General features: G+C 68.8%; 18 protein-coding genes. 4 read left to right on the forward strand and 14 right to left on the reverse strand.

Annotated features, from left to right (window positions below):
• The first annotated feature begins 2 nt into the window (after positions 1–2).
• The 4 genes from merA (at position 3) to N1F89_RS03330 (ending at position 6,128) form a co-directional block, all read left to right on the forward strand.
• A complete protein-coding gene (gene merA / locus N1F89_RS03315; protein ID WP_290081449.1) occupies positions 3–1,427 on the forward strand; it encodes a mercury(II) reductase in 1,425 nt (474 codons plus the stop codon).
• A gap of 154 nt (positions 1,428–1,581) precedes the next feature.
• Positions 1,582–2,580, forward strand: a complete 999-nt coding sequence (locus tag N1F89_RS03320) for an SDR family oxidoreductase (RefSeq protein ID WP_290081451.1) — start codon at positions 1,582–1,584, stop codon at positions 2,578–2,580.
• Entirely contained in the window at positions 2,580–4,490 is a 1,911-nt protein-coding gene (locus N1F89_RS03325; RefSeq protein WP_290081453.1) for a glycoside hydrolase family 15 protein, read from the forward strand. Before N1F89_RS03320 ends, N1F89_RS03325 begins: the two co-directional genes overlap by 1 nt.
• 291 nt (positions 4,491–4,781) lie before the next feature.
• A complete protein-coding gene (locus tag N1F89_RS03330; protein WP_290081454.1) occupies positions 4,782–6,128 on the forward strand; it encodes an NAD(P)/FAD-dependent oxidoreductase in 1,347 nt (448 codons plus the stop codon).
• A 197-nt stretch (positions 6,129–6,325) separates the two neighbouring features.
• Here the strand turns inward: N1F89_RS03330 and N1F89_RS03335 are convergent, their stop codons facing one another.
• The 14 genes from N1F89_RS03335 to N1F89_RS03400 all read right to left on the reverse strand — a co-directional run bounded on the left by N1F89_RS03335 (position 6,326) and on the right by N1F89_RS03400 (position 19,546).
• Positions 6,326–6,583: a hypothetical protein gene (locus N1F89_RS03335; RefSeq protein ID WP_290081455.1), complete on the reverse strand. Its 258-nt coding sequence runs from the start codon at positions 6,581–6,583 to the stop codon at positions 6,326–6,328.
• Positions 6,580–7,254 carry a D-Ala-D-Ala carboxypeptidase family metallohydrolase gene (locus N1F89_RS03340; protein WP_290081457.1) on the reverse strand — a complete coding sequence of 225 codons (675 nt, stop codon included), beginning with the start codon at positions 7,252–7,254 and terminating at the stop codon, positions 6,580–6,582. Before N1F89_RS03340 ends, N1F89_RS03335 begins: the two co-directional genes overlap by 4 nt.
• A 75-nt stretch (positions 7,255–7,329) precedes the next feature.
• Positions 7,330–7,617, reverse strand: coding sequence for a DUF6127 family protein (locus N1F89_RS03345; protein WP_023851444.1), 288 nt, complete (start codon positions 7,615–7,617; stop codon positions 7,330–7,332).
• Positions 7,618–7,636: 19 nt separating this feature from the next.
• Entirely contained in the window at positions 7,637–8,713 is a 1,077-nt protein-coding gene (locus N1F89_RS03350) for a DUF2793 domain-containing protein (protein ID WP_290081460.1), read from the reverse strand.
• Between the two features lie 9 nt (positions 8,714–8,722).
• Positions 8,723–12,688 (reverse strand): glycoside hydrolase TIM-barrel-like domain-containing protein, encoded by a 3,966-nt coding sequence (locus N1F89_RS03355; protein ID WP_290081462.1) that lies wholly within the window; start codon positions 12,686–12,688, stop codon positions 8,723–8,725.
• Positions 12,689–12,697: 9 nt separating this feature from the next.
• Positions 12,698–13,129, reverse strand: a complete 432-nt coding sequence (locus N1F89_RS03360) for an NlpC/P60 family protein (protein ID WP_290081464.1) — start codon at positions 13,127–13,129, stop codon at positions 12,698–12,700.
• Entirely contained in the window at positions 13,126–14,010 is an 885-nt protein-coding gene (locus N1F89_RS03365; RefSeq protein WP_290081466.1) for a DUF2163 domain-containing protein, read from the reverse strand. Before N1F89_RS03365 ends, N1F89_RS03360 begins: the two co-directional genes overlap by 4 nt.
• The gene (locus N1F89_RS03370; protein WP_290081467.1) at positions 14,007–14,633 is read right to left on the reverse strand and encodes a DUF2460 domain-containing protein; all 627 of its coding nucleotides are present in this window, start codon (positions 14,631–14,633) and stop codon (positions 14,007–14,009) included. The genes N1F89_RS03365 and N1F89_RS03370 overlap by 4 nt, the downstream gene beginning before the upstream one ends.
• Positions 14,633–17,050, reverse strand: a complete 2,418-nt coding sequence (locus N1F89_RS03375; RefSeq protein ID WP_290081468.1) for a phage tail tape measure C-terminal domain-containing protein — start codon at positions 17,048–17,050, stop codon at positions 14,633–14,635. The genes N1F89_RS03370 and N1F89_RS03375 overlap by 1 nt, the downstream gene beginning before the upstream one ends.
• The gene (locus tag N1F89_RS03380; protein ID WP_290081469.1) at positions 17,031–17,201 is read right to left on the reverse strand and encodes a hypothetical protein; all 171 of its coding nucleotides are present in this window, start codon (positions 17,199–17,201) and stop codon (positions 17,031–17,033) included. Before N1F89_RS03380 ends, N1F89_RS03375 begins: the two co-directional genes overlap by 20 nt.
• A gap of 68 nt (positions 17,202–17,269) precedes the next feature.
• A complete protein-coding gene (locus N1F89_RS03385) occupies positions 17,270–17,707 on the reverse strand; it encodes a hypothetical protein (RefSeq protein WP_290081471.1) in 438 nt (145 codons plus the stop codon).
• Positions 17,707–18,648, reverse strand: coding sequence for a phage tail tube protein (locus N1F89_RS03390; RefSeq protein ID WP_290081473.1), 942 nt, complete (start codon positions 18,646–18,648; stop codon positions 17,707–17,709). Before N1F89_RS03390 ends, N1F89_RS03385 begins: the two co-directional genes overlap by 1 nt.
• 24 nt (positions 18,649–18,672) lie before the next feature.
• On the reverse strand, positions 18,673–19,092 hold the full coding sequence (locus N1F89_RS03395) for a hypothetical protein (RefSeq protein WP_209336187.1): 420 nt from the start codon (positions 19,090–19,092) through the stop codon (positions 18,673–18,675).
• 91 nt (positions 19,093–19,183) lie between these two features.
• Positions 19,184–19,546 (reverse strand): metalloregulator ArsR/SmtB family transcription factor, encoded by a 363-nt coding sequence (locus N1F89_RS03400; protein ID WP_013654510.1) that lies wholly within the window; start codon positions 19,544–19,546, stop codon positions 19,184–19,186.
• Positions 19,547–19,589 lie beyond the last annotated feature (43 nt).

A 19,589-nucleotide genomic window follows, 5' to 3' on the forward strand; every position in this document is an offset into this window, starting at 1 on the left:
CGATGAAAGACTGCTGCTCGAACGAAAACGGGGCTTACGAACTCATCGTCGTGGGAGCCGGCTCCGCCGGCTTCTCCGCGTCGATCGCCGCCGCTGAGGCTGGCAAGCGCGTCGCGCTCCTGGGCCATGGGACGATCGGAGGGACCTGCGTCAACTTCGGGTGCGTGCCCTCGAAGGCCATGATCCGCGCGGCTGAGGCGCTCCATGGGGCGAGCGCGGCTGCGCGCTTTCCCGGCCTGTCCGGTGCGGCGCAGATCGATGACTGGTCCCAGCTCGTCGCCGGCAAAGACGACCTTGTCGCGACTTTGCGCCAGAAGAAATACGCTGACCTGCTGCCCAACTATGAGGGGGTCGATTACATTGAGGAAGGCCCCGCGACGTTGGTCGAGGGCGGTGTTCAGATCGGAGATCGCACGATTACCGCGCCCAGAACGCTGATTGCTACAGGCAGCCGGTCGCTTGTCCCGGCGATCCGCGGGATCGAGGATGTCGATCCGCTCGACAGCCAATCGCTTCTGGAGCTGGAGACCCTACCCGAGAGCCTGATCTTCGTCGGAGCAGGCTATATCGGCGCGGAGCTGGCTCAGATGATGGCACGGATGGGCGTCAAGGTGACCCTCGTGACGCGCTCTCGCCTCTTGCCGGGCGCCGAGCCGGAAGTCTCCGACGCTTTGTCGGAAGCTTTCGAGGCCGAGGGCGTCAGCCTCCTGACCGGCCTGCAGTATGACAGCGTTGCGGCGTCGGAAGATGGCGTCACGCTGAGGATCATGCAGGAGGGCACTGCGAAAGACGTTACCGCAGAGCGGATCGTCATCACCGCCGGTCGGCAGGCCAATACGGAGGGTCTCGGCCTTGAGGAGGCGGGCGTGCAAACTGACAGCCGCGGCGGGATCGTCGTGGGGCAGGACATGCAGACCTCGCGCCCCGGCATCTATGCTGCCGGCGACGTGACGGACCGCGACCAGTTCGTCTACATGGCGGCATACGGTGCCAAGATCGCGGCCCGCAACGCCGTGGCGGATGGCAGCGAGCGCTATGACAATACAACGATGCCCTGGGTCGTCTTCACCGATCCGCAGGTGGCCGGCGTCGGCCTCAGCGAGCAGCAGGCGCGCGATGCGGGTCACGATGTGAAGACCTCGGTCCTGCCGCTCGACCAGGTGCCGCGGGCTCAGGCGGCGCGCGATACGCGCGGACTCATCAAGCTTGTGGCTGACCGGGAGACGGATCGGCTGCTCGGCGGACAGATTGTGGCGCCCGAAGGGTCCGATACCATCCAGACGCTGGTCATGGCGCTGAAGGCTGGCATGACGACGAAGGCGCTCGGCGAGACGATCTTTCCCTATCTGACGACGGTCGAGGGGCTGAAGCTCGCAGCGCAGACCTTCGACAAGGACGTGGCCATGCTGAGCTGCTGCGCCGGATAAAGCCCCTTGCCGGCGGTCCGGCCTGCCCGTCGGTGGGCCGAACCTCCTGCAAGGGGCGGCTGCGACGCGCCATTCTCGAAACATCCGGAACCCTGCCGCATGGCTGTAGTTAGATACAGGGCTGTGCAGCTGACGCATCCGACTGGAGTTATTGATGAAAGCATCGCCTGTCGCATTGGACGTAGGTGTTGGCCTGCTCGCCGGCTTAGCGGCGACCAAGGTCACGGCAGCGCATGTCAGCGGCCTGCTCGGCCATCTCGTCTACCTTGCGCTCGCCGGAACGGCCGAAGTTCTCTACCGCCTCGCCGAACCTGGCGGGCCCGATCAGCAGACCTGGGAGGATGCCATGCCACAGTCGCAACTGGAAAACACCCGTGCGATCGTGACCGGCGCGAGTTCCGGCATCGGCGAAGGCATCGCGCGGGCCTTCGCCTCGGCGGGGGCGTCGGTCATCGTCAATTACCGCTCCGACGAGGAGTCCGCCGATCGGATCGTCGGCGAGATCCGCGAGACCGGCGGTCGCGCCGAGGCGGTGCAGGCCGACGTCTCGAAGCCCGAGGATTGCGGCAAGCTCTTCGATGAGGCAGATCGCCTTTTCGGCGGGATCGACATCGTGGTGTCCAACGCCGGCATTCAGCGCGACGCCGCCTTCACCGAGCTGAGCCTCGACGACTGGCGCAAGGTCATCGACGTCAACCTGACCGGCCAGTTCCTCTGCTCACAGGAGGCGGTGCGGCGTTTCCGCCGGCAGGGGCTCGACGCAAAGCGTTCTCCGGCGCTGGGGAAAATCATCTTCACCAGCTCGGTGCACCAGGCCATCCCCTGGGCGGGGCATGCGAACTACGCCACCGCCAAGGGCGGCGTGAAGCTGCTGATGGAAACGATGGCGCAGGAGCTTGCCTGTGAGAAGATCCGCGTGAACGCCATCGCGCCGGGGGCGATCAAGACTGCCATCAACCGCGACGCCTGGGAGGATGAGAAGGCCCGCAAGGAGCTGCTGAAGCTCATCCCCTATGGCCGCGTCGGCGAGAGCGAGGACGTTGCCGAGGCCGCCGTCTGGCTCGCCTCGGACGCATCGGATTACGTGGTCGGAACGACGCTCTTCGTGGATGGCGGCATGATGCTCTACCCGTCCTTCCGCGAGGGCGGATAATGCCCGTCCGCAAGGACGGATACCTGCCCCTGCGGGACTACGCCCTTCTCGGCGATTGCCACGGCGCAGCGCTGGTCGGTCGGGACGGCGCGGTGGACTGGTTCTGTCCCGGCCGGTTCGACGCCCAGCCGGCCTGCTGGGCACTGCTGGACGCGTCGAAAGGAGCGACTTTTCGCATTGCGCCGACGGCGCCTTTCGAGAGCGAGAGGGCCTATCTGGAAGGTACGAACATACTGTGCACCATGTTCACGACGTCCCGCGGGCGCGTGCAGGTCACCGATTTCCTGCCGGTCCGCAGTGCGGCTGACACGAGAGAACCCTTCGTCGATCTCGAAGCCCCCGGCTGGATGGTGCGCGTGGTGGAGGCGCTGGAAGGGCAATGCAACCTTGACGTTGCCTTCGAACCCGGCGCCTGCGAGTTTGATCCGGAGGCCGGCGCTCGGCTGGACATGCGGCTGTTCCAGGGGGGCGCCCCGAGCGCGGAGCGGGTTCGGTCGGAGCTTGCGCTGGCCGAGGGGGAGCGGCACGCCTTCGTACTGGCGCCCGCTGACGCCGAGGCGGGCGCGCCCGCCGATCAGGCGGAAGCCCTGTTGCGGTCGACATCCGAGTTCTGGCGCGACTGGTCGGGCGCCTCGCGTTACGAGGGTCCCTACCGCGCGGCCGTGGAGCGCAGCGCGCTGGCGCTCAAGGCGCTGACTTACGCGCCGACCGGCGCCATCGTCGCCGCCCCGACGACCTCCCTGCCCGAGGACATCGGAGGCGAACGGAACTGGGACTACCGCTACAGCTGGCTGCGGGATTCGGCGTTCATCCTCCAGGCCCTTGGCGGCCTCGGTTACGACGCTGAGGCGGGTCGCTACTGTGAATTTCTCGGGAGTTGCTGCGTCCAGACCTTGCCGGACCTGCGCATCCTCTACGGTATCGACGAAGAGAGCCAGATCGAGGAACGCTGCCTCGATCATCTGGACGGCTACGCCGGCTCGAAGCCTGTGCGCGTCGGCAACGCTGCCGCGGATCAGGCGCAGCTCGACATCTACGGCGAGGTCGCAGACTGGGCCTTGGCTTACCGAGCCTTGGGGGGGCCGATCGACGAGACTCTCCGCGCCATGCTGGAAGGCATTGCCGACCACGTCGCGCAGGTCTGGGGCGAAGCTGATCAGGGCATCTGGGAGATGCGCGGGGAACCGCGGCACTATGTTCACGGCAAGGCCATGGCCTGGGTTGCGTTGGACCGCGCCATCCGTCTGCTCGGAGAGCGCGAAGCGTGGGGCCAGGCGCGCCAGGAGATCCTCGAAGCTTTGATCTCCCATGCAGATGACGGTGACGAAGGCGGCTTCCGCCAGACCTTTGCCGATGGCGGAATGGACGCCGCGCTTTTGCTGCTCCCCTTGCTCGATCTGCCTCTCTCCGACGATGCCCTGGACCGGACCGTGCGCGGGGTGGAGCGCACCCTGCGCAAAGGCGATTATGTCATGCGGTACCGTCTCGAAGACACGGATGACGGCCTGAGCGGCGGCGAGGGCGCTTTCCTGATCTGCTCGTTCTGGCTGGTGGATGCGCTGCTCTGCACCGGCCGGGCAGACGAGGCACGCGAGCTGTTCGAGCGTCTGCTGGACAAGGCGAACGACGTCGGCCTCTATGCCGAGGAGATCGACCCGGACGACCAAGCCTTTCTGGGCAATTTCCCGCAGGCGTTCACGCATCTGGCGCTGATCAACAGTGCCATCAACCTCGACCTGTACGCAAAAGGCGGTGGCGGGGCGCTTCTCGGCACCCACGCGGACCGGACAGCGCGCGCCGCACTGAGCGCAGATGGCGGCGTCCACCTCGACCGGCGGGACGATGCATCTCCGCAACCGCCGGCCTCGCGGTATGCCGACGTCGATCTGAAACGGGAGAGCAGGAAATGACATCACACGGACAACGCGGCCTCCCTCTTGCGGCGATGGATTCCGGGGAGGTTCGCGATCACGAAGTTGAAGAATGCGCCCGCTGTGGCGGCCGGTTCCCCGCTCCCGGGGTGGAGCGCGGGGGCCGCCTCTACTGCTGCGATAAATGCGCCATGGGGCCGAGCCCCCGGATGAAGGCTCGCATGATGGCCCGCATGGTCCCCATGCTTGCCGGCCTTGTCGGCGCCGGGGCCTTGGCCGGCTGGCTGGCTGCTCGCGGCAGCCGGCGAACCTGATTGAAGGAGTTTTACGATGAGCAAGACCTACGACGTAATCGTCATCGGCAGCGGCACCGCTGCGACCACCGTGGCAAAGCGTGTCAGCGCCGCGGGCCGAAGCGTTGCCGTGACGGATTTCCGCCCCTATGGCGGCACCTGTGCACTTCGCGGCTGCGATCCCAAGAAGATGCTGATCGGGGGCACCTCTGCCGCCGATCACGCCCGCCGGATGAACGGCAAGGGAGTCGAGGGCGACGTGCGGATCGACTGGCGCGAACTGCTGGAGTTCAAGCGCGGCTTCACGGACCCTGTGCCGGAGAAGAAGGAGAAAAGCTTCTCCGAAAACGGAATCGCTACCTTCCACGGGCGGGCCCGCTTCGTCGGCCCGAACGCTGTTGAGGTCGATGGCGAAACGCTGGAGGCGAAGCACATCGTCCTGGCGACCGGGGCGGAGCCGATGAAGCTGGGCATCCCCGGCGAGGAGCACCTGATCGACAACGAGGGCTTCCTTGAGATGGAAAGCCTGCCGCGCCGGATCGTGCTGGTCGGCGGAGGCTACATCGCCGCCGAGTTCTCCCATATCGCCGCGCGAGCCGGGGCCGAGGTCACGATCCTCCAGCACGGCGACCGGATGCTTAAGGGCTTCGATCCGGACCTGGTCGGATGGCTGATGGAGAAATACGAAGAGATCGGCGTGACCCTGCACACCGGCACCGAGGTCAAGCGCATCGAGAAGACCGGCGACGCCTTCCGCATCACCGCAGCCGGCGACGGCGGTTCGAAGACCTTCGAAGCGGACCTGGTCGTGCATGCCGCTGGCCGCAAGCCCGACTTCGAGCCGCTCGACCTTGAGGCCGGTGGGGTGGAACTGCGGGAAGGCAGGCTGGCCCTCAACGAATACCTGCAGAGCACGTCGAACCCGGCCGTCTATGCCGCCGGCGACACTGCCCAGATGGGCCCGCCGCTTACTCCCGTGTCCAATCACGACGGCAAGGTGGTTGTGGCGAACCTGTTGGAAGGCAATCACAGCACGCCGAACTACAAGGGCGTTCCTTCGGTCGCCTTCACCCTGCCGCCCCTTGCCCGGGTCGGGCTGGACGAATCCGAAGCCCATGAACAGGGGCTGAAGTTCCGCATGCAGTGCGATCGGACGCCCGGCTGGTTTTCGACGCGCCAACAGGCGGAATCCGTCTCGGGTTACAAGGTTCTGGTCGAGGAAGGCAGCGAGCGCATCCTGGGCGCGCACCTGCTGGGTCCGCACGCCGACGAGGTCATCAATGTCTTCACCCTGGCCGTGCGGCACGGGCTGACGGCCGACCAGCTCAAGGACACGATGTTCGCCTATCCAACCGGGGCGTCTGACATCTCGTCGATGCTTTGAGTGAGTTCCGCGAGCCGGACGGTTAGTCAAATGCTGACTCTTTGGCTATCTGTCCCTGCTCCCGCATCACGGCGTAGTCGCTGAGCATTTCGGCAATCACCGAGCCTTCCGGCAACAGCTCCAGTTCCTCGGCCGCCCGCGCCTGAGAATCCCGGCTGTACTCCACGACGGGCGGACAGGCCCCGAGCCCACCGCCGTCAGAACCGACCGTCGCGCAGCCGCTCAGCAAGCTCGTCGCGAGAATGAGGGCGACGCGCCGCCGCCTCGAGCATCCGTCGTTGGACGTCATTGGCCTTCTCCATGGTCTCGAGCTGTTCAGCCAGCCGGCCGGCGCGCTCGCCCGAGCGGCGGAAGGCCAGCAGCAACAGAAGGACCGCGAGTGCGGTGACGCCGTAGCGGATTGCGGTGCGCGCGCATGCCGATCCGGCGAGCGTGGCGAGGAGCACGGCGATCACCGCCGCCCCCGTTTCCAATCGTCGAGCCGGGCGTAGATCGTGACCGCGATACCGCCGAGAGCCACGGCGATGAACACCCAGCGCAGGGTGTCGAGATACGGCACAAGCGGCAGGATTGCGGATTGGGTCTCCGCCAAGACGCTCTGCGCGACCTCGACGCCCGCGGCGCCCAGCGTAGCCACACCGGCGGCCCCGCCGCCCTTCATGGTGCGGCTGTCGGCCAGCACTTCGCGCGCGGGCGGCGTCTCGGCTGCGAATGCGGTCGCCCGGACCGGGAACCGCTCGCCCCACTGACGCGCGGGGCCGAGGTCGACATGGATGAACCCCGATCGCGGGTAGAACCCGAAGCCGAGGAACCCTACCTCCCGCGCCGCCGCCTCGAAGGCCACCGGATCGTGGTTCGCCATGGCGATGTCGAAGGCGGCGCCGTCGAGGTGCTTGGAGCGGGTCGCGCCGCCCACGGCGCGGTTGTGCTCGGGGCTGCGATAGGCGGAACGCACGATCAGCGGCTTGCCCAGCCGGTCGCGCAGCGCCTGCAGCTTGTCGAGCGCCGGTTCGTTGATCAGCAACTTGCCGGTGCCACGGCAGGCGATCTCGGCGGGCGAGAAGTTGGGCCAGCGCCAGCCGCTCTCGGGTACGTCGCGCCAATGGCGGTGGAAGGTCGGCGTCATGGGGGGCCTCCGAAAACGAAAAACCCGCCTCAAGGGCGGGTGCGGTTGGGCTGATGAATGGGAGATGGGGCGCGGCTACGGGCCGCCGCCGAAGATCTTGAGCTTGATGGCGATGCCCGCGAGCAGCGCCAGCATGACGCCGGTGGTGATCATGCGAACGGCTGTCTGCATGGCGGTGCGGCGCACCAGCCGGATGCAGTCGACGAGCGAGCGCAGATCGCGGATGTCGAGCGCCGCCTCGTCGCCATCGAGCCCGACATCGGCGAGCGCGCGCTTCGCGCCTTCCTCGGCAGCGCGTGTCAGGATCGCCTCGAACTCGGCATCGGGCATGCGCACGAAGCCCTCGGATCGGGGTGGTGTTATCGGATCCTCCTCCCGCCGCTCAGCCGACCTTGCAGCCCCAGAAGGACGTGTGGTCGGCCGCGAAGTAGCCGTCCGCCACCCGGAAATACCCCTGCAGCTCGACGGTATCGCCTGCCGTCAGCGGCACCATGGTCTGCAGCCAGATCGCGGTGGCGAGCGAGACGTGGGTGGCGGAGATTTCTCCGAGGGAGCCGCGGATTTCGGTGGAGCCGTTCAGGACCAGCCGCCCGCGCATGCGGGCCGTGGCGCTGGCGTTGATCTTGTAGAGAAGCGTCGCGCCGAAGAGGTAGGTGCCGTCGACGGGCGCCACGAAGTGGTTGTTCGCGGCGTCGAACGCACCCTGATCGTTATAGTCGGTGTTGTTCAGGCCGATCTTCGTCCATGTGCCGACACCGACGTAGTTGTCGTAGTTCGTGTACGCCTTGAAGCGCGGCAGCCGCGGCTGGTCGACGATGCCGTTCGCGTTGTCCACGCTGAGCCCGTCGAAGAAGGTGCTGCCGTCGGCCGAAACTGCCAGCCGGAACCGGTCGGAGCCGAACAGCCCCACCAGCGCCTTGGTCACGAAGCCGGTCTGGAGCGTCAGCCCGAGGTCGTCGCCCGCAGCCTCCTTGTTCATCGTGTAGAAGAGGTCGCCCGTGCCGCCCTCGGCCACGGTCTTGGCGGTCCAGAGCGCGGCGTTCAGCTTGGCCGAGAACGGGTTCGACCCATCCGCCGTCGTGCCGAGCCCCAGGAGTGCGAGGTTCTGCAGCGCCGCGGGCGTCGTACCGATCCAACCAGACCCGTCGTAGACGAGCAGCAGGCTCTCGTCCTCGACCCACGCCCGCCAGCCGGTCCGTGGCGGCAGGCGCAGCCAGGCGCCATCGGCCCAGAGCGCGACGTTCAGGTCCCAGCCGGCCCAGTCGCCCGTCGCGCCGGAGCCGACGATGTAGCGGTCGCCGTCAGCGGGGCTGCCGGGCGGCGCCGCCAGATTCCGGTCGAGCACCGAGAGCTGGACCAGCCCGTCGAGGATCCGCAGTGCCTCGTTATGGGTGATGTGCTTCTGCGCTTGCGCCGCCAGGATGTAGGGCAGCAAGAGATGGGTCGTGGCGTCGGACATGGGATGGCCTCAGAACGTGAGCGTAACGGTCTTGGGTGCGCCCCGCCCAACGAGGGCGGAGAGCTGGTAGATACGGATGTCGAGCGTGTCGCCGGGTCCGAGCGGCGCGCCCAAATCGGTGGTCTGGTCTGCGGCGGTGTAGACCGCGCTGGTGGTGGACGTGGACAGGACCCGCTTGACGGTGGCACCGTCGAGGATCTCGACCTCGTAGGCTTCGGTCTCCTCGGCGATCGGCACCTCGACCGCGCCCCAGCTGTCGGCGGCGAGCGCGCGGGATCGTCGCGTCCAGCGGATCGCCAGATCGCCGGGCGTGCGCGGAGTCCGCCACGGCTGCTCGACATGGGCGACCGAGAACGGCCGCAGACCGACGCCCTCGGGCGTGAAGGGCTGCGCGACATAGGTCTCGTCGCTGACCGGGCGGCTCGCTGGGCCGATGCGCCAGTTCCACGGTATCCCGAGATCGGCTTCGGTGATCGGCAGTGACGCAAGTGCGGTGTCCAGCATGACGACCCGCGCGCCAGCCGGAGCCGGATTTCTGATCGCGCCCTCACTGCCGCGCTGACCCCGCAGCAAGCGGGTCAGCCGATACCGGCCCGGCGCCAGGAGTTCCGCCGCGCCCGCCTGCACGATCTCCCAGACCCCAGGCGCGCTCTCGATGGCAAGCGCGTTGGCGCCTCCGAACAGGGTCAGGTCGGTGACGCTTTCCAACGTGCCGGTCAGCAGATCGACCACCAGCGCATTACCGAGGTCGAAGCGCGAGGTGGGGCCCGCGTAGAGGCCCGAGATCAGCGCCCCGATCCGGGCGCGGCTGCCGAACGTGGTCAGCAGCTCGAAGCCATCCGTGGAGGGGCTGCGGAACACCGCCATCTCGCCGTGCCAGGGAACCGCGTGCGCCGCAATGAGGGGCCGATGCGCGGGCTGGTCCTCGGTCAGCTGCGGCAGGTCCATCAGCACCGCGTCCGGCGCGCCGAACACCACGGCCCGCGTCAGCGACGCCGCGCGCGGATCGCCGGGCGGCAGATCGTAGGTCGCGCGGTCCTGGCGGACCGCTTCGATCCCGCGCGCCTCCGCGTCGGCGATGGAGACGACCCGCAGATCGACCAGCCGCCCGTCATGCGCGAGCCGGATCGCGTCGGCCGGGTCGAGCGCGAGCCGCGAGGGCGGCAGACGGAACGCCGCCGTCTCGCGCCCCACCCACGCCTCCATCAGGGCGCGGCGGCAACGCCGTTCCGCTTCCTCGGGCGGCACAGCCATCGGGAAGGACTCGGAGGCGATGCGGGTCGTGTCCACGGTGATGCGCCGCGCCTCGACGAGGGCCGCGTCGTAGTCCTCATCGGCGCGGGCGATCTGCCACTTCAACGCCTGCGGGAGTTCGGTCTCCTGGCCGCGCGTGAGCTCCAGCACGTCGCCTTCGCGAGGAGCAACAAGATCGTCGGGCGCGAGGGTGGCGACGGAGGCGCGGCCGCGCATGACGAAGCGGATCGCGCCCTCGGTCTCGACCGCGTCGAAGCCGAAATGCCGCGACAGCGTCGTGATCGACGCGCGCGGGCTTTCCAGCGCGGTGATGGCGTAACCCTCGACCGCGCCCCAGAGGCCGGAGACGTCGACCCGCGCCTCGGGCAGCCCGGCGCGCAGGCAGAGATGCCGGACCAGCGCGGCCAGCGACACTGCCCCCAGCCGTCCGGTCAGCCAATGCCCGAGCCGCCAGTTCGCCCCGTCCGTCCAGACGTCGGTCAGCGCCGGAAAGAACGGATAGGGCCGCGCGTCCCAGGTCCAGGCGGCGCATTCGGGCACATGCACCATCGGCCCGCCGTAGACCGAGGACACCGGGTTGTTCGCCGCGTCGCCCCACCAGAGATACGTCGCCTCCAGATAGGCGCGCTGGATCGCGTCGTCGCGCCAGCCCCGCGAGAAATGCGGCGTGAAGCTCTCGGACGACTTCGGATCGAAGAACACGTTCGGCTGGTTCGTGCCCCGGTCGATGGCGGGACAGCCGAGCTCGGTGAACCAGATCGGCTTGGACTCGGGCGTCCATGCCGTCGGCGTGCCGCTCTCCACCCCGCCCGGTCGGTCGTAATGCGCGTTTGACCACCAGGCGCGCAGATCCTTGTAGCGGAAGACCCACGGCTTGGCCGCAGCACCGTCGGTGATCGGGGTCCGCACCTGCGCGGAGCGATCCGCTGCGCTGGCATAGAACCAGTCGAAGCCTTCGCCGCCCGCGATGTTCCCCTGCAGGTAGGCCCGGTCGTAGATCGCGGGCCAGCCCTCGGCCGCGTCAAGATGCTCGAACCCGTCGCGCCAGTCCGACAGCGGCATGTAGTTGTCGATCCCGACGAAGTCGATCTCCGGATCGGCCCAGAGCGGGTCGAGGTGAAAGAACACGTCGCCCGAGCCGTCGCCCGGCTGGTGCCCGAAATATTCCGACCAGTCCGCCGCGTATCCGATCCTGGTGCCGGACCCGAGGATCGAGCGCACATTCGCGAGCAGATCCCGATACGCCTGCACCGCCGGATAGCTGGACGGCCCCGAGCGGACGGTCGTCAGCCCCGGCATCTCGGTGCCGATCAGGAAGGCGTCGACCCCGCCCGCCGCTGCGCAGAGATGGGCGTAGTGCAGCACCATGCGGCGCAGGCCCCAGTCGCCGGATGGGCCGGTCCAACTCACGCTCTCGCCCGCCACGCTGAAGCTCGCAGGCGTCGCCGCGCCGAACAGCGCCGCGACCTGCGCGGCCGCCGTGGCGGTCTTGTCCACGGTCCCCGCGAAACCAGCGGCAGGCGAACAGGTGATCCGCCCCCGCCACGGGAAGGCAGGCTGGCCGATCTCGGCGGCGTTGTCGGAATAGGGGTTCGGGAGGCTGTTGCCGGGCGGCACGTCCATCAGGATGAACGGGTAGAAGGTGACGCGCAGCCCGCGCGCCTTCATCTCCTGGATCGCCTGAACCACTGCGAAGTCCGACGGCGTGCCGCCATAGACCGGGCGATCCTGATCGTCGCGGCTGACGAGGAAGGCGCCGGCGCGGCTGACGCCATTCACCGACCAGCTGGCGGGCGTGGTCGACTTCGCGGACACCTCGACGCCCGGCCGCACCTTGCACGATCCCGCGCGCAGATCGTCGCCGAACCACGCGACCACGAGGCTGACGCTCTCAACGGCAGGGGCCATGGCCTGCAGCCGGTCGAGCGCCTCCACCATGTCGGTGGAGTCGGCCAGCGCATTCAGGTTCTCCGGCACCGTCGCGCCGCCGTCGGTCTTGCGGATCGCTTGCGTCGCGTAGGTGAACTCGCCGGAGGCCGGGATCATGGTGACGGCGCGGGTCAGCCCCTCGGCGGTGTCGGGATCGGCGAGCGGGCGGAACACCTCGAAGGAGAGCTGCGGCAGACGGTTGCCATAGGTCGAGAGCGCCAGTTCCTCGAAGACCACATAGGCCGTACCACGATAGGCAGGCGTGCCGGCCACGCCCATCCTCGCGGCGATGAACGGATCGGCGGTCTGCGCCTCATCGCCGGGATACCAGCGCCAGGTGACGCCGGAGAGGTCCATCGGCTTGCCGTCGGCCCAGATGCGCCCGATCCCGGTGATCGGGCCCTCGCAGAGCGCCACCGCGAAGCTGGCGTAGTAGAGATACTCGGTCGTCTTGACCTTGCCGCCGCCGGCGCCCTTGCCGCCCCCTTGGGTGGTGGTCTTCGTCTCCTCGCGGAAATCGGTCGCCCAGATGATGTTGCCGCCCATCCGCATGCGCCCGTAGAGCCGCGGGATGACCGCGCCTTCGGTGGCCGAAGTGATGCGCAGCGTGTCGAGACGCGCGCCCTCGATGCGCTGCGTCGGCGCCAGCGACGAGATGATCCAGCTGTCGACCACCGAGCCGATGGTGGAGCCGACGAAGCCGCCGATGGTGGCGGCGCTGACGCCGAGGATCGCGCCGCCGATCGAACCGCCAATGGCGGCGCCAGCGGCACCGAGAACGAGGGTGGCCATGTCGGGGTCTCAGCGTTGCGGGAAGAGAAAGGCGAAGGCGATGCGCCGCCGCCAGGATGGGGTGAGCGGTTCCTCGATCACGCCGAGCCGCTCGTAGGCGTGGAGGAAGGTGTCGGGAGCGGTCAGGATCCCGACATGCTTGGCGATCGCGCGGGGCTTCATGCGGAACAGCACCAGCGCGCCGGGACCGGCCTCGGCGGGCGACACCTCGTTCATCATGCGTCGTGCGCCCTCGGCCAGCACCTCGCGCGGGCCGGTCTCGCCCCAGTCCCGGCTGTAGGGCGGGAGCGGGAACGGCTCGGGGCCGACGACCTCGCGCCAGACGCCGCGGGCGAGCCCGAGGCAATCGCAGCCGACGCCTCGAAGGCTGGCCTGGTCGTGGTAGGGCGTGCCGAGCCACGAGCGTGCGATGGCGATGACGCGCTTCGGATCGGCGTTCACAGCACGGACCCTTCGTGGCCGCCGTCCTTCGTGGCGTAGCGGAGAACGGCGTCCTGGCCGGGGATGTGCGGGAACCCGCGGAAGTTGGCGGTGTTCGTGAACTTCGCACCACAGGTCTCCATCCGCTTGTCGCAGCCCGCGCGAATGGTGAAGCCGTCGTCCTCGGCGATCGCGCGCACCGGCGCTTCGAGCAGCGTCAGTACGGCGATGCCATCCGCGACGTCATGGCCCAGCACTTCGGTGCGCCGCCCGGCGTTCGCGCCGCTCGTCCAGTCCAGCGTGCCGAAGGTGAACCAGCCGTCCTCGAACCCGCCGAGCCCCGAGGCGGTGAAGGCCCGGTCCCGGAGGAGATCGATGACGGCGCCCGTCCCCTTGTATGCGGGGCCCTCCAGATCGACGCCGCAGCGCGCGTCGCCAAGCGCCGCATCGCAGGTCGCCTGGAAGGTCCGCCCGACCGTCTGGCCGAGGACGTGGGCGAGCGAGCGAACCTCGGCGACGAAGGCGAGCCGCCCGCGCGGGATCTGGCCGATGGCGCCCCGCCGCATCAGCACGCGCTGGCCGGGATCAGACCAGTTCACCCGCCAGACCTCGACCTCCGCGTTGTCCCAGCGGCCGTCGAGGATGTCGGTCTCGGTGATCCGGTCCGAGGTCAGCACGCCCTCGGCGTCCTGCGCATCGACGGACAGGTCCGATCCCGAGCGCACCTCGGAGGCTGTCAGCCCGCTCTCGGGCTCGAAATCCGTCGCGTCGAAGCTGAGCGTTCGGTCGTGGTCGGTGAAGCCGAAGCTCACGGCGTCGGAGCGCGTGATCCGCCAGCACCAGGCGAGTGTGGTCGTGCCCTCGTCGAGATGGGCCTGCAGGTCAGGGTCGAGGGTCTTCATCGGCGGAGTTCCAGCAGCGGGATGGATGTGATCGAGCCCAGGCGCTCGAGGTCGAGCGTCACGTCGAGCGCGTCGGTGTCGAAGCGGACCGGCACGTCGAACTCGAACCCCGCGGTGATCGCGACGCCAGCGCCCGGCGCGGCGCTGAAGGTGACGACGCCGGTGGCGGTGTCGACCGACCAGCCGAAGGGCTGCTCGACCCCGGCGAGCGCGATGCGCGCAGTTCCGGTCACCGGCTTGGCGATGGCGCGCGTCCAGGATTGCGCACCCGAGGCGTAGCGCTTCACCAGCTGGAAGGCGGTGGTCGCGCCGTCGCCGGTGCCGATCGACTGATCGGTGGGCGATGGCGTGCCCGACGGCAGGCAGGACTTGTGATCGGCCCAGTCCTTGAACCGGAAGCCGTGGAGCCGCCCGTTGCGCGCCTCGAAGAAGGCGACGACCGCCGCCAGGTCATCGGCGCGGCGGATGCCATAGGCGACGTCATAACGGCGGCGCGAATTGGCCCAGCTGGCGTTGCGCTCCTCGTCGCCCGAGGCGAGCTCGACGATCTGCGTGCGCCGTTCCGGCCCGCCCCGCGCGCCGCGGCTGATGTTGTCGGGAAACCGGACCTCGTGGAACGCCATCACATGCCCCTCCGGCCGAGCGACACGGCGCGGGCGATGTCGGCCGCGACCTGTGTGCGGGACTGCCGAAAGCTCTCGGCGTCGCGGGCCATGATGGTGACGTTGACGCCGCCGCCTGCGCCGTAGCTCTGCGCCTCCCGCCGCGACAGCACCCGCTCGCCGCGCTGCAGGATCGCGGGCACCTCGTCATGGCGGAGGCCGGCCGTTCCGCCGCCATGCATGCGCGGGGCAGCGGCAAAGGCCATGGCCGGGACCATGCGCGAGGGCCCCGCGGACCCCACCGTCCCGCCCGCATGCAGGACGTTGGCGAAGATGCCGCCCGCCCCTGAGAACACGCCCGAGAGCGCATTGGCGATCGGCCCGAGGATGAACCGCCGCGCCGCGAGCTGGGCGAGGTCGGCGATCATCGACGTGACCATGTCGCGGAAGGCGAGCTTGCCGGTCCTCACGAACTGGCCCACCGCGTTCTCGGCCGACTGGAAGGCGCCGACGAGGCTCTGGCCGATGTCGCCACCGATCTCGCGCGCCTTGCTGGCGTAGCCCGACAGCGCCGCCGTGACGGCCTGCCAACCGGTGACGGCAGCCTCGGTCGCGGGCTCTGCCGCAGCGGCTGCAGCCTCGGCGGCTGCGCCTGCACCCGTCGCAGCGCGCCCGGCATCGCCAAGCGCGGTCTCCAGCCGCTCGGCCGCGCCCGTGGCCTCGGTCAGCGCATCCGCACTCGCCTCATCGGTGCCGCGGACCGCATCACGCAGGGCCTGCCAGCTTTCGAGCGGGGCGCGGGCCCCTTCGGCCAGATCGCGCGCGACACCCCGGTAGACGTTCGCGGACTCAAGTGCGCGGTTCGCAGCGTCGGTCAGGCCGAGATCGGGCGCGGTGAGCGGGTTGTCCTCGAAGGCCCGGTCGAACGCCGCCTGCGCCGCCGTCGTGGCGGCACTGGCCGCGCCCTCGAAGCGGTTCTCGATCTCGCCGAGGTCGAGGTCAGGCACCAGCGAGATGCGGCGATCAGACCCGAGCGCTTCCAGCCCCTGGTTGATGCCACCAATGAAGCCGTTGATGCGCGAGACCACGCCGTTCAGCATCGCCTCTACGCCGTCGACCAGGCTGTTGGCCGCCTGGAACGCCAGATCGCCAATGGCGGCGGGCAGCAGGCCCCAGATCGCCTTGATCGCCTCGTAAGCCCCCTCGAACGTGTTCGCGGCCGTGTTGCCAAAACCGACGACATTCTCGATGGCGCTCTGCATGCCCGACGCCGCATCGGCCTTCAGGTCGAAGAACATCGCCGTGGCGGCCGCGCCCGCCGCAGCCGCGCCCATCCTGATGCGTTGCCAGACCTCGACGGCGAGGTCCTTCAGGAGCGACATGGCCTCGCCAAAGCCGCCCGCGCCGGACACGAGGCGGGTGAACTGATAGACCAGCTCGCCCGCGCCGACGATCAACGCGCCGATGCCGGTGCGGATCAGCGCGCCGCGCAGGACGACCAGCGCCGTGGCGAGGCCACGGACGGAGAGTGCGGCGGCGGCCATGCCAGCCACCCAGCGGCCCGCGAGAAAGGCCGCGAAGGTCGCGGCGTAGGTGGTCAAGCGGCCGATGTTGTCGAAGAGACCCCGGATCGCGATGCCGAGCGGGCCGGTGCGGCTGGCGACCGCCGCCATAGCGTCAGCGACGGCTTCCAGTGCCGGTGCGGCGGCGACAGCGAGCTGGTTCGACAGACCGCGCCAGATCAGCCCGAGCCGGGAGATCGCATCGTTCGTCCGCTCGATCTGGTCGGCATCCTGCTCCGAGACGACGACCCCGAAGGCAAGGACGTCCTCCGTCGCCTGGCGCAGCGTCGCAGTGTCGATCCGCGACATGGCGATGGAGCCTTCCTCGCCGAAGAGTTGCCCCGCGACCGCCGCGCGCTCAGCTGCGGGCACGAAGTTCTCGATGGCCGCGTTGATCGCACCGACACGCTGGTCCAGCGGCAGCGCGATCAGCTCGTTGGCCGAGAGCCCGAGCCGGTCCAGCGCGTCTGCCGCGGGTCCGGTGCCGGCGGCCGCCTGGCTGAGCCGACGCGTCAGATCCTTGGTGGCCTGCTCGATGCCGGACATCGACACGCCCGCCAGTTCGCCCGCGCGCTCCAGCGTCTGGATCGAGGCGACGGTGGTGCCGAGGGATTGCGCCAGCTTCGCCTGCGCATCCACCGTTTGCAGGCCGGAACGCACCATCGCCACACCGGCGGCGGCAGCGGCCGCTACGGCGGCAGCAGCGGCCACCCCCACCTGCCGCGAGAAAGCCGCGAGCCGAGCGTTCGCTGCCTCCATCTCCCGGCTCAGCCGTCCGAAGCCGCGCGCCCCGGCCTCGCCCACGCCTTCCAGTTCAGCGCGCACTTGCCGTCCGCCCACGGCCGCGAGGCGGACGCTAACCCGTTTTTCCGCCATGGGAGTGATCCATCTGTTCGTTGAGCTTGGCGACCATCACCGCTTCGATGACGGGCAGCAGTTCGGCCATGACGACGGGCGGCACGCTTAGGGCTTCACCGAGCGCCAGCGCCGCCGACATATCCCAGCCGATCACGGCGCCGGGAAGCACGCGCAGCTGGCCACCGAGACGGCCGACCAGGTCCCAGACCTGCCAACCCTCCGGCGTTTCCGGACGGTTCAGTCGCGCCGGGCAGTCCGGGCAGGCTTGCGCGCAGGCTTCGCAGTAGCGCTCGCCCCCGCCGAAGGACCATTCGGCGAGAGCGCGGAGCCGTTTTTTTCCTGTTCCAGCAGCAGGCCCTTGGAGACGTAGGTCAGCTGGAAGGCCTCGAAGATCGGCCAGATATCGAGCAGTGCGTCGATGGCCTCGTGGCTCGGGTCGATGGGCTTGCCGGCAGCATCGCCGATGCCCTCCCAGCCGAGCACCGCCCGCCGCGCCAGCGCCTTGGCGAAGGCGACCGCGCGTTCCTCGTCCGAGGCCTCCTCGGGGACCGCCTCGACAGCGGGATCGCTGCGGGTCGCCACCATCAGGGCAGTGGTGAGCGGGCGTAGCTGCACCTGGACGCCGGGGGCGAGGTCGTGCCAGCGCGGCGCGTTGGTCAGGTCGAGCATCAGCATCAATACGTCTCCACATCGTTCACGAGGGTTGCGGTGCACATCCGGCCGACGACGCTGTCGCGGGCGGCCTGCCAGTCGAAGGTGGCCTGCACGCCCTGCGGCCCGGAGATCTCGATGCGGGGACGCGGCAGGTAGACGGCGTGCACGGTGAAGGTGAAGCTCTCGCCCGAGGGCAGGACGTAGGCGAACTCCATCTCGCAGGCCTCGCCGTTGATCGCCTGCGTCACCAGTGTCTGGTCGGCGAACCGCACCTCGATCCGGCCGGTCAGCGCCGCGATGGACGGGTCCGCACCATCGATGCGCCCGTCCGAGCGGATGGTCTCGATCCGATCGAGATTATTGGCATAGGTGATCTCGGCCGAGACCACATTGCCGAGAGCCGAGCCGTTGCGCGTGATCGCCCCGTTGAAATGGCCGAAACGCTTCAGCTCCAGCGCGGCGGGTGTCCCGGCGCTGGTCGTGGTCCCGACCGTCTCGCCCTGCGCCACCAGCCGCGCCGTTGCAGTCAGCAGGCCCGAGCGCTGCATCTGCCAGGTGATCTGGTCGAGCACGCAGCCGGAATACATCGCATAGCGCGGAACCTCCGGCATGCCGGTTTCGATCGACATGCTGGGCAGCGTCCACGACCCCGACTGGAACTCGTGGCTGTACGGCGCTTCCGCGCCCGTGGTCGTCGGCGCGCCGAAGGCCGCCTTCAGCCAGAAGCCGAAGGCCTCCGCGTCGAGCGGCACGACGACATCGCCGTCGGCCGTCACCGCATCCTTGATCGGCGCCAGCGGATCACGACCGTAGCCCAGCAGTTCCGAGTTCAGCAGCGGTTGCTCTGCGCCGAGCGACGTGCTGGCGAAGGGCATGCGGGTGAAGCCGCCCACGGGCGGCGTTCCATAGGTCGTCTCGAACGCAAGCGCCATCAACGCCCGCGCCCCCTGGGCTCGTGCCATGGTGTTCTCCTCGGGTTGTCGGGGTCAGGCCAACTGGTCGGCAGTGGAATAGTGCAGCACCACCGGGATCACGGCGGCCTTCAGGCTCGCGGCGCCCTCGACCGGCAGGTCTACGGGGCGCGGGGCTTCCGCCTCGACCCAGTCGCAGAGCCCGCCAAGCGTGCGGTCGGCGGCGAGCGCCGCGCCAATGCTGGCGGTCAGCCTGTCGAAGTCGGCGTCCCGATCGGCGCCCTGCACGACCGCTTCGATCTCGGCGCGGTGCTGGTAGTGGTAGCGCAGAGGCGAGAGCGTCACCTCCGGCTCGCCCGGTTCGCCGTCCCGCAGGATCAGGAGCCCGGCGGCGGGCACGCGCTCGGGCAGAACCTCGCCGCGCAGGGTTGTGGCAGGCACCGTCAAAAGACGTGCGTGCAGCGCCGCCAGCGTGGCCTCGCGTGTACTGGGCATGATGTCACCGAAGAAAATCCGAATGGCACAGCACCGGGCGTCGTCGCCCGGTCTTGATCGTAGGCCAACGACGGCGGACGTCCGCCGTCGATCAGACCGTGCCCGTTCCTTTGAAATTCTCGCACGAGTCAACGCCCCGAGCGGTCCCGGCCAGGAGGTCGTCGGCCAGCCTCATCAGTTCGTCCAAGCGCGGATCGCTCAACCGATACCGGACGAACCGACCGTCCGGTTCTCCGACAACCAGCCCGCATTCGCTCAGGCACCGCAGGTGGTTTGAGGCGTTCGACTGCGACAGGCCGGTGGCGCCAACGATCTCCCCAACCGAAAGCGGGCCGTCACGCAGAGCGGCCAAAATCGACATGCGCGAGAAGTCAGCCAAGCCGCGGAAAAGCTTCGCCCGCAACTCGACGACTTGAGCATCAGCCTGCTGAAGGATTCCGGTCTCGCTCGACATATCAGTCTGCAATGATATATAGCCTCGTCTGTCCACGGAAGAT

Source organism: Aquibium sp. A9E412 (assembly GCF_030398335.1).
GTDB lineage: Bacteria > Pseudomonadota > Alphaproteobacteria > Rhizobiales > Rhizobiaceae > A9E412.